At 60.0% G+C, this 6,814-nt stretch carries 7 protein-coding genes, 1 rRNA gene and 1 pseudogene; 4 read left to right on the forward strand and 5 right to left on the reverse strand.

Annotated features, from left to right (window positions below; translation table 11 throughout):
- Positions 1–104, forward strand: a 5S ribosomal RNA gene (rrf, locus tag AC6FTP_RS24465); the annotation flags it as partial.
- A 480-nt stretch (positions 105–584) separates the two neighbouring features.
- Positions 585–1,328 (forward strand): dienelactone hydrolase family protein, encoded by a 744-nt coding sequence (locus tag AC6FTP_RS24470; RefSeq protein ID WP_497209529.1) that lies wholly within the window; start codon positions 585–587, stop codon positions 1,326–1,328.
- Positions 1,329–1,807: 479 nt separating this feature from the next.
- On the opposite strand, the gene AC6FTP_RS24475 is transcribed toward AC6FTP_RS24470, so the two are convergent.
- From AC6FTP_RS24475 to ccsA, 4 genes are all read right to left on the reverse strand, one after another.
- Complete coding sequence (locus tag AC6FTP_RS24475) at positions 1,808–1,891, reverse strand: DUF3592 domain-containing protein (RefSeq protein WP_497209535.1); 84 nt, start codon at positions 1,889–1,891, stop codon at positions 1,808–1,810.
- Positions 1,892–2,170: 279 nt separating this feature from the next.
- A complete protein-coding gene (locus AC6FTP_RS24480) occupies positions 2,171–3,475 on the reverse strand; it encodes an ATP-dependent 6-phosphofructokinase (RefSeq protein ID WP_497209530.1) in 1,305 nt (434 codons plus the stop codon).
- 51 nt (positions 3,476–3,526) lie between these two features.
- Positions 3,527–4,570: a glutamyl-tRNA reductase gene (hemA, locus tag AC6FTP_RS24485; RefSeq protein ID WP_497209531.1), complete on the reverse strand. Its 1,044-nt coding sequence runs from the start codon at positions 4,568–4,570 to the stop codon at positions 3,527–3,529.
- Positions 4,563–5,345, reverse strand: coding sequence for a cytochrome c biogenesis protein CcsA (gene ccsA / locus AC6FTP_RS24490; RefSeq protein WP_497209532.1), 783 nt, complete (start codon positions 5,343–5,345; stop codon positions 4,563–4,565). The genes hemA and ccsA overlap by 8 nt, the downstream gene beginning before the upstream one ends.
- Positions 5,346–5,458: 113 nt before the next feature.
- Here ccsA and AC6FTP_RS24495 point away from each other — a divergent pair, with 113 nt between their 5' ends.
- On the forward strand, positions 5,459–5,947 hold the full coding sequence (locus AC6FTP_RS24495; protein WP_497209533.1) for an 8-oxo-dGTP diphosphatase: 489 nt from the start codon (positions 5,459–5,461) through the stop codon (positions 5,945–5,947).
- Positions 5,948–6,032: 85 nt separating this feature from the next.
- Here AC6FTP_RS24495 and rpsU read toward each other — a convergent pair whose 3' ends face one another.
- Positions 6,033–6,266 (reverse strand): 30S ribosomal protein S21, encoded by a 234-nt coding sequence (rpsU, locus tag AC6FTP_RS24500; RefSeq protein WP_497209534.1) that lies wholly within the window; start codon positions 6,264–6,266, stop codon positions 6,033–6,035.
- A gap of 165 nt (positions 6,267–6,431) precedes the next feature.
- Here rpsU and AC6FTP_RS24505 point away from each other — a divergent pair.
- Positions 6,432–6,814, forward strand: a pseudogene (locus AC6FTP_RS24505) (phenylalanine--tRNA ligase subunit alpha); the annotation flags it as partial.

A 6,814-nucleotide genomic window follows, 5' to 3' on the forward strand; every position in this document is an offset into this window, starting at 1 on the left:
GGCACAGTGGCACCACCCGTTCCCATTCCGAACACGGAAGTGAAACGCTGTTGCGCCGATGATAGTATGACGAAAGGTTATGCGAAAGTAGGACACTGCCAGATTTCAAACCCCTCTCCGCAAGGAGGGGGGTTTTTTCTTTCAAATGCTAAATACCGACTTTACAGATAGAGAATAAGGACAAATATCACACCCATGAATTCTTGCGATACAAGAATGTGCCTTTTGAGTAATGGCTATTGAGGCTGGATCAAACTGCGTCTACGCCGTGTACAACTTGTCCCTACAGCTGTCTGGCGGCCGTTGTGGGCCAAAAAGCGGCAAATAAATTGCAGGGCTATATAGGCTTTGAGGATCAAGGAGTCTGCTTGGCGCGAACTCCTCCAGTTTAGGAGAGCCTGAGCGCTAACTTGCGCCGATTGTCTGGTAGCTTGGTATGGCTTAGTTGACCGATAACACATCCTATTCAGTTGCTCAATTCACGCGTTTGCTCTGACAATGACGGACGATGATCCAGAATCGAGTACTTGTATCGGGCACATGCACTCGTCATCTTGAGGCTCTCCTGCTGAACTCTGCTGCTCATGACTCTGCGCGAACCTGAAATCGTCGAACTCGACACGCCTACCGGTCCTATGCGAGCGCTGGTGCTGCGGCCTGCGGGAACGGGTCGATATCCCGGCCTGCTATTTCACTCGGAGATCTTTCAGAATACGGGGCCCATTTGTCGCACCGCCGCGAGTCTGGCAGGGCATGGCTTCATCGTCGTGCTGCCGGAAATCTACCACGAATACCTGCCTGCTGGGACAGTGCTGGCCTATGATCAGGCGGGCTCGGACATTGGCAATCGTCTGAAGACGGAAAAGCCCGTGGCCGCTTATGACGCGGACAACCGCGCCGTCCTGGCATTCCTGCAAAGTCACGAGGCCTGCACTTGCCGCCTCGGCTCCTTTGGCCCCTGTATCGGCGGTCATCTCACTTACCGCGCCGCGCTGCAACCTGAAGTCGCTGCGGCGGCCTGCTTTTACCCGACTGACCTGCACAAACGCGGCCTCGGTGCTGGCATGAACGACGATTCCCTGGCCCGTGCGGCCGACATCAAGGGGGAGTTGATGCTCGTCTTTGGCCGACAAGACCCCCATGTGCCCGCCGAGGGCCGCGCAATGATCTACCAGACGCTGACCGCAGCCGAAGTGAGCTTCACCTGGCACGAGTTCAACGCTGCCCACGCCTTCCTACGCGACGAAGGGCTCCGTTACGACGCTGAACTCGCCCACCAAACCCTCGGCCTCACCGTCGATTTCTTCCGCCGTCATCTGGCAGAGTAGACCTTCCACCACTCTTCAAGGATGACGAATGTCTCGTGCGTCTTGTCATCAAAGATAATCCACCACCGCAGGTATCGGACAACATCCGTAGCTTGGCAATGTGATCTGCGGTAATGTCCAGATGACCATAAAGCCGCGGGCCTTCCGTGAGTGCTGTCCAGAGCGCGAACTCCAAGCCTGTCATCCAAGCTGCGGAGTAAGCCTCCTCGGAAAGCTCCCTCATGTAATCAGTGAGTGCTTGAGCGGATGGATTCATGGAAGTTAGTTTTGAAAGCTAGTTGTGTCGAAGCTCTTCATCGCAGTCTCTTTTCTTGACCTTCGAATGCTGGGCGCTGCGCTTGCTGGAGGAGGTGGACTTTGTCCTCGGCAAAGCGGGTATCGAAGCGTTGGAAAAGGTGTAGCAGGACTCCAACAAAGGTCATCCAAATCAGCCCCGCGCTCAGAAGCAATCCCGGAGAAAACCACAGGATCCAGGCATTTCAGATGAAGGCCTGCGCGGGGTCCATCGGATCGTAATGGATGGTCACCGCATCCCCCTGGCGATAGTGTCCGTGCGGTAGCACTCAATGACTTCTCCTCATGCTGCGTTCCTGAGCTGTCCGTGAATCACACATCGGGGTAGTGGCTCGTGGGTTGGATGGTACCCACCAATTTCCATTGGGACTGCGGGTAGATCACTTCCACGATCGCGGCAAGTGGCCAACACCGCCCCATGCTACCGACGTGATCGAAGGCACGAATCAACTGTCGAAGTGGGACTGCCTTCGAAGCAACAGGCATCTGTGCCGTTTGCTTGGCGGCTCGGAGGTTCTCAGGTGCTTGCCGGGTTCCTTGGCCCCTTTTCAAACCATGCCCGCTGGCTGGCCGGTGCATTCGAGAACGGAATGCCATAGCTCCTGCGTGGGATCTACCTTGCGACGCCCGTGGATGACGAGTTCCAGCGGAAGATGCACAAAGGAGCCATGCCAGCGGCCCACGAGCATCCCCGTTTTCCCCGCCATCGCCGCGTGGACGGCGGACTGCGCCAGGCGCGAACAATAAACGTTGTCCTGCGCATTTGCGGGAACGCTGCGTACGATATAACTGGGGTCGATGTACTTGAGGTTCACCTCCATGCGCCGCTCTTTGAAAAAGCTGGTGATGCGCTCCTTCATGAACTGGCCGATGTCGCCATAGCGTTTGTTGCCGCTGGCGTCGGTAGCGTCGTTTGCCTGCATGAGATGCTGTCCGGCCCCTTCAGCCACGACGATGACGGCGCTGCCGCGTTTCTTCAACCGGTGCCGCAGTGACTCCAGCAGGCCTCCCTCGCCATCGAGCTCAAAGGCGACCTCCGGGATGAGGACGAAATCGACGTTACTGCCCGCCAGCGCGGCGTAACAGGAGATGAAGCCGGAGTCGCGCCCCATGAGCTTCACCAATCCCACGCCGTTCACCGCTCCCGTGGCCTCGACATAGGCGCACTTCACCGCCTGCACCGCCGCATCAAAGGCGCTCTCGAAGCCGAAGCTCTTGTCCAGATAGCGGATGTCGTTGTCGATGGTCTTCGGGATGCCGACGACGGACTTCTTCAGCCCCCGGCGCTCGATTTCCTTCACGATCTCCGCCGCGCCACGCAGGGTGCCGTCACCCCCGATGACGAAGAGGATGTCCACCTTCATGTCCTCCAGCGTGTCCACCATCTCGCCGATGTCCTGCTGCCCGCGCGAGCTGCCGAGCATGGTGCCGCCGAAGTGGTGCGCCTGCTCCACGGATGACGGACGCAGCAGAAGCGGCGTGTGCCCGTAGCGCTGCACGAGACCTTCGTAACCGTAACGAAAGCCGTAGGTGCGCGAGACGCCGTATTGCAGATGGCAGCGGTTCACGAGACCGCGGATGATGTCATTCAGCCCAGGGCAGAGCCCGCCGCAGGTGACGATGCCCACCGTGGTGCGCGCCGGTTCAAAGAAGATCTTTTCTCGCGGCCCCGCCTCCTCATAGCTCGGCGTGGAGACATCCCGCCCATCCTCCAGCAGGTGGCTGTGGTAGAGGATGCGGTCGATGGCGTCTTCTTTAAAGGGTGCCGAGATCGCGCCAACGCGCGCGAGCGGCGAAGTGTAAATGCAGGGGCCGAGCGTGGGAATGCTCGTATCAGGCGGCGCGGGTGTCATGGCTGGCTGCCTTCAGACAGAGCAGGAGCAGTGCCAGAGGTGTACGTTCCCTCACCGGCCCGTGAACCCAAACTTCGCGAGCTGCTCCTCGATGATCTGCTCGCAGGCGGCGAGCTGCTTTTCGCGCTCGCGTCGGCCTTCGTCGGCGATGGCCTGGAGGGCGTCGATGTCGTAGAGATAGACGCCTTCGATGTCGTTCACCTGCGGGTCCACATCGCGCGGCACGGCGATGTCGATGATGAGCAGCGGCTCCCAGCGGCGCTTGCGCATCACCTCGCGGATCAGCTCGGGTTTGATGATGAAATGCGGCGCGCTGGTGCTGGAGATGATCACATCCACCTCGTGCAGCGCGGACTCCCATTCATCGAAGCGGATGGCTTTGCCCTTCATCTCCGCCGCCATCTCCACAGCGCGGTCGTGACTGCGATTGGAGACGATGATGCTGTGCGCACCGCGCGAGAGCAGGCTTTGAGCGCAGGTGCGGCTCATCTCTCCGGCACCGACGAGCATGACGCGGCATTTGTTGAGGTCGTGGACCTTTTCCGCGAGATCCACCGCTACGCTGCCGACACTGGTGGAGCCGCGCTGGATGCTGGTCTCGTTGCGCACCTTTTTACCGACGGTGAAGGCCTGCTGGAAAAGTTTGTTCAGCGTGCGGCTGGTGGTGCCGGCAGCGAGCGCGGTCTGGTAGGCTGCCTTGACCTGACCAAAGATCTCTGTCTCGCCGAGCACCATGCTGTCCAGCCCGCTGACGACGCGGAAAAGATGCCGCGCGGCTTCGGCGGAGTCGAGCTTGTAGGTCACGAGCGCCTCGGCCTGCTCGGGTGCGAGTTCAAATCGTTCGACGAGGTAGGTGATGAGCCTTTCATGCGCGTTCTGGTGCTGATCGAGCGCATGAGTGGCGTAAAGCTCGACTCGGTTGCAGGTGCTGATGACCACACCTTCCTCGAAGCCGGGCAGCCCACGCACCTGCTGCACCGCCTCAGGCACTTGAACTTCAGGGAAAGCCACGCGCTCACGCACCTCGACGGGCGTCGTGCGGTAGTTCAGGCCGAGGCAGACCAGTTGGGAGGGGGCGGGGACTGGATCAGCCATGGGTCGTCACGAGCCAGAGAGAGATAAAAGGAATAACAAACCCTACCGCCGCCAGCCAGGCGGTCTGCCGTGGCGACAGCACATGCCGCCACATGACGAAGCCGATCACGGCATAGAGTCCCCACACCGCCCAGGCGAAGATCAGCTTCGGGTTCGAGATCGGCGTGGTAAGTTTGAAGGAAATCGCAAGGCTGAAGCTCAGCAGGATGAGCCCGAGCAGGATGAGTCTTTGGATGGCCTTTGCCAGATCCTGGATCGGTGGAAGCTGATAAAACAAGCCGCTGATGCGGTGCCGCTTCAGTAGCCGCTCCTGCAGTAAATACATGACCCCCGTGATACAGCCCAGGGCAAACGCCGCATAAGCGATCAAGGCCAGCGCCGCATGAAGTTCGACGTAGGGGTCGATCTTCGCTTTCTGCGCATAGTCGGGGAAGGCATTCGGCAGCACGAAGGCCAGCACATGCATGGCCGTGACGACCGGCGCAGTGAAAACGCCGAGCAAAGACACCCGATACGCCGGCCCAACGAGGAAGTAGAGCAGCACGACGCTCCAGGAGATGAACACCAGCACATCCGAAAGGCTTTTCATCGGACATTGCCCCACGGCCTCGCCTCGCAGATAGACGGCCCCGGTTTGTAGCACGAAGCCGATCAGCATCGGAATCCACTGCCGGTTCGGACGCCAGTGGCTGCTCACCAGCGCACGCACCGCGGGCACGACCGCTGCGAGGAACGCAGCCGTGGCGAGTAGGAGTAATTGACGGTCGAGGGGCATGGTGGATGTGCAGTTACGCGAGAAGTCGCACCGCTGGCAACAGAGAGTTCATTCGATGACTTGCGGTCGTATGCCTTGACTCACCTCCGCATCGCCTCTCCTACTGCCCGCTCATGACCTCTCCCGACTGGCAAAACTGGCAGCCCGGCATCCGTGCCACGCTGATGTTCATCGTCGATGAGCAGGCTCAATCCGTGCTCCTCATCCGCAAAAAACGCGGCCTCGGTGCTGGTAAAATCAACGGCCCCGGCGGCAAGATCGATCCCGGCGAAACCAGTCTGGAATGCGCCGTCCGCGAGACTCAGGAGGAACTCGGCGTCACCGCCTTTGAGCCCGTGAAGAACGGCGAGCTTTGGTTCCAGTTCGTCGATGGGCTCGCCCTCCATGTCGATGTCTTCCGCGCCACACGCTGGGAAGGTGAAGCCATCGAAACCCCTGAGGCCATTCCGCTCTGGACCTCGCTCGCCGCGCTGCCCTTTGACGAAATGTGGGCTGACGACCGCTTCTGGCTCGCCGAGCTGCTCATCGAAAAGAAGCACTTCACTGGGAAATTCCTCTTCGATGACGACACCATGCTGTCAAACGAGGTTGAGTGGCACTGATCCGCGCCATTTCACCACACAAAAAGGCTGCCTGGAGATTCAGGCAGCCTTTCAGAAAAGCAGGTTGGGGACTTCAGCCGGACGCTTACGCCGCAGCTTCAGGGGCTCCTTCGGTCGGAGCCTTTGGCATCGTGAAGCGGAAGCGGATCTTGCCACGTTTGGCGGCGGCACGGGCCTTGCGCTTGGTGCGCTCTTTTGGCGTTTCGTGAGCGCGGAGACGGCGCACTTCCTCGAAGATGCCTTCCATCTCGAGCTTGGTCTTCAGACGCTTGAGAGCGCGGTCGATTGGCTCACCTTTGCGGATTTGAACTTCGGGCATAACTGGGAACAGGGGTGGGGTTGAAAAAGGGCCGCGATACTACGAGCCCGACCCCATCCGTCAACCGGAAAGATGACTCTCTCGTGACCTGCGGGTTGCACCCGCGCCCCAGCCGTCCATCATCGCCGCCCCCGTGCCACTTGGGCGGTTCTCCTTTTTCCTGCCATGCTCACCGAACTCGACTCCCTCAAATCCGAAGCCCTCGCCTCCCTCACCACCCTGACGGATGAAGCCGCGCTGGAGACCTTCCGCATCGACTACCTGGGCAAAAAAGGCAAACTCACCGCCCTCAGCGCCGGGATGCGTGATGTGCCGGTCGATCTGAAAAAAGAAGTCGGTGCCAAGCTCAACGAAGTCCGTGATGCCATCACCGGCGAGCTCGCCAGCCGAAAGGAAGCCCTGCAAAACGCCAAAGATGCCGCCGCCGTCGCAGGCATCGACCTCAGCCTCCCCGGCCGCCCTGGCGCAGGTGTCGGCACACTTCATCCGCTCACCCAGATACGCGATCTCGCCGTGCGCACCCTCCGCCGCATGGGCTTCACGCTCGC

It is taken from the genome of Prosthecobacter sp., from assembly GCF_044378005.1.
GTDB lineage: Bacteria > Verrucomicrobiota > Verrucomicrobiia > Verrucomicrobiales > Verrucomicrobiaceae > Prosthecobacter.